Origin of the sequence: Pseudarthrobacter sulfonivorans (assembly GCF_031454915.1) — a bacterium.
Lineage (GTDB): Bacteria > Actinomycetota > Actinomycetes > Actinomycetales > Micrococcaceae > Arthrobacter > Arthrobacter sulfonivorans_C.
In genome coordinates this window covers 1-2,646 of record NZ_JAVDRS010000021.1, presented here as the reverse complement: position 1 = coordinate 2,646, position 2,646 = coordinate 1, and the positions used below count along the sequence as shown (strand labels likewise).

Annotated in this window: 2 protein-coding genes; both read left to right on the top strand. The window is 67.3% G+C overall.

All coding sequences use genetic code 11. The annotated features are described in order from the left end of the window. Positions 1-196: 196 nt before the first annotated feature. Positions 197-1,729, top strand: coding sequence for an IS21 family transposase (gene istA / locus J2808_RS22170; protein ID WP_309821018.1), 1,533 nt, complete (start codon positions 197-199; stop codon positions 1,727-1,729). After that, complete coding sequence (gene istB / locus J2808_RS22165; RefSeq protein ID WP_309821016.1) at positions 1,726-2,514, top strand: IS21-like element helper ATPase IstB; 789 nt, start codon at positions 1,726-1,728, stop codon at positions 2,512-2,514. Before istA ends, istB begins: the two co-directional genes overlap by 4 nt. The last annotated feature ends 132 nt before the right edge of the window (positions 2,515-2,646 follow it).

Sequence of the window (2,646 nt, the reverse complement as noted above, 5' to 3'; positions counted from 1 at the left end):
TGTTAGCGGCCATGAAAAACTGCCCATAGGCGGCCACGAAATTGCCCGCTGACGGCCAGTAGAACTGCCCGCCGGTGGCCATGAGATCTGCCCACTTCCTTACTGAACCGACCGCGTCTTATGCGGTGGGGGCCTCTCCCTGGGGTTTGATGACGGTGTCTAAGCGCACCAAAAGCGAACCAGGAAGAGGCCCTGTATGAAGTCTGACGGAGAAATCATGGAAATTCTTGCTGCCTACGATCTGACCGGGTCGTTGCGCGCCACCGCGGAGCTCACGGGCTGCTCGCACCACACCGTTGCCAAACACGTCCAGGCCCGCGACGTGGGCCGGCCGATCGGGGAACCCGCGGCCCGGGGCCGGGTCACCGACGCGTTTCTGCCGAAGATCGAGGAATGGATCGAAGCGTCCAAGGGCCGGATCCGGGCCGATAAGGCGCACGAGAAGCTCCTCGCCCTGGGCTACACGGGTTCGGAACGCTCCACCCGGCGGGCGGTCGCGCAGGTCAAGGCCGCGTGGCGGCTGGGCCACACCCGCGTCCACCGGCCTTGGATCACCGAGCCCGGGATGTGGTTGCAGTACGACTTCGGTGACGGGCCCCGGATCGGCGGGGTGAAGACGATCCTGTTCGTGGCCTGGCTGGCGTTCTCCCGGTTCCGGATTGTGATCCCGTTGCGGGACAGGACCGCGCCGAGCGTGTTCGCTGCCCTGGACCGGTGCTTCCGGGTCCTGGGCGGGGCACCGACGTATGTGCTGACGGACAACGAGAAGACCGTGACAACAGCCCATGTTGCCGGGGTCCCGGTCCGGAACCAGCAAACCCTGGACTTCGCCCGGCACTACGGGATCACCGTGCTGACCTGCCAGCCCGCGGACCCTGCAACCAAGGGCGGGGTTGAAGCGTCCGTGAAGCTTGCCAAGTCGGACCTCGTTCCCAAGGACACCAACCTCCGCGGTGACTACGGCACCTTCGCCGAGCTGGAGGCCGCCTGCGCGGCGTTCATGGATGAGGTGAACGACCGTGAGCACCGGGTGACGCGGCGCAAACCCGTGGCGATGCTCGCCGAGGAAGCCCCAAGGTTGCACCGGATCCCGGACACCGCCCACACGGTCGCGTTCGGGCTGGCCCGCACCGTTCCGGAGAACACTCCGATGGTCACCTTCGAAAACGCCCAGTACTCGGTCCCGTCCCACCTGCTCGGGGCCCGGGTGTTCGTCCGCACCCACGGGACCGGACCGGACGAGCAGGTCATCATCGTCCACCACGGCACCGCCGGGCCCGTCGAAGTCGCCCGCCACGACCGGGCACGGCCGGGTAGCCCCGCCATCAACGATGAACACTTCCCCGGCGCAAGGACAAAGGTCCCCGGCGACTATGAGGTCAGGGCCCGCAGCGCTGACGAGGCTGCGTTCCTGGCCATCGGCGAAGGAGCCAGGACCTGGCTGATCGAAGCCGCTGCGGCCGGAACGGCGCGGATGAACGTGAAGATGGCCGAAGCCGTCACCCTGGCCAAAATCGCCGGCATCAACCACGTCGACAGGGCACTGGGCGACGCTGCCCTGCACGGCCGGTTCGCGCACCCGGACCTCGCCTCGATCCTGAACGCCAACATTCGCCGCACCACCACGCACGCGGCCAACGAAGCGACCTCCCTCACACAGGGAACCAGCGCGTGGGCCGCGATCGGCAACACCGCCCTGAACACCACCGCCACGGAGGAGGCCCGATGAGTCCCGTCACCACTACGAACACTGCGGCTCCGCCGCTGCCGGCGGACCTGGAGGCCCTGATGCGGTCCCTGAAAATGCCCCACGCCCGGGCGCTGGCTCCGGACCTGATCGCGACCGCCCGCGCCCAGCGCTGGGAACCGGCCGAGGTCATCAAAGCACTCTTCACCGAGGAAGCCGCCGGCCGGGCCCGGTCCATGCTCGCCTCCCGCCGCAAAGCCGCTGGCTTCCCGACCGGGAAAACCTTCGACGCCTGGGACCCGGACGCGTCCTCCATCCCGGGCCCGACCCAGCAGGCCCTACGGACGCTGGAATGGATCAACCGGCGGGAGAACCTGGTCGTCTGCGGGCCCTCCGGCACCGGGAAGACCTTCTTCCTCGAAGCCCTCGGCCAGCAGGCTGTCGAAGCCGGGATGCGCGTGGCCTGGTTCAGGCTCGAGGACCTCGGCGTCCTGATCCGCGCTCACCGCACCGATGACAGCGTCACCCGGGCCGTTTCCCGGATCCTCCGCGCCGAACTGGTGGTGATAGACGATATTGGCCTGTTGCCGGTGGCCACCGACGCTGCCGAAGGCCTCTACCGGGTCGTGGACGCAGCCTACGAAAAACGGTCCGTCGCGATCAGCTCCAACCTCCACCCCGCAGGCTTCGACGAGCTCATGCCCAAGACCCTCGCCACCGCGACCGTTGACCGGCTCCTCCACCACGCCCACGTCTGCCAGACCAGCGGCGATTCCGTCCGCCTCACTCAGGCCCTCGCAGGAAAAGGAGTAACCAGACTGAACTGACCAACCCAACGATGGCCAACCCCGCCGAACTAATCAGTGGGCAGATCTGTTGGCCATCACCGGGCAGCTTTACTGGCCCACAGCGGGCACATCAACTGGCCGCCCGTGGGCAGAACCTAATGGCCATTGACA

Bases quoted from the DNA above. Each gene is read 5' to 3' on its own strand.
- istB (WP_309821016.1), top strand. From the start codon at position 1,726: ATGAGTCCCGTCACCACTACGAACACTGCGGCTCCGCCGCTGCCGGCG.
- istA (WP_309821018.1), top strand. From the start codon at position 197: ATGAAGTCTGACGGAGAAATCATGGAAATTCTTGCTGCCTACGATCTG.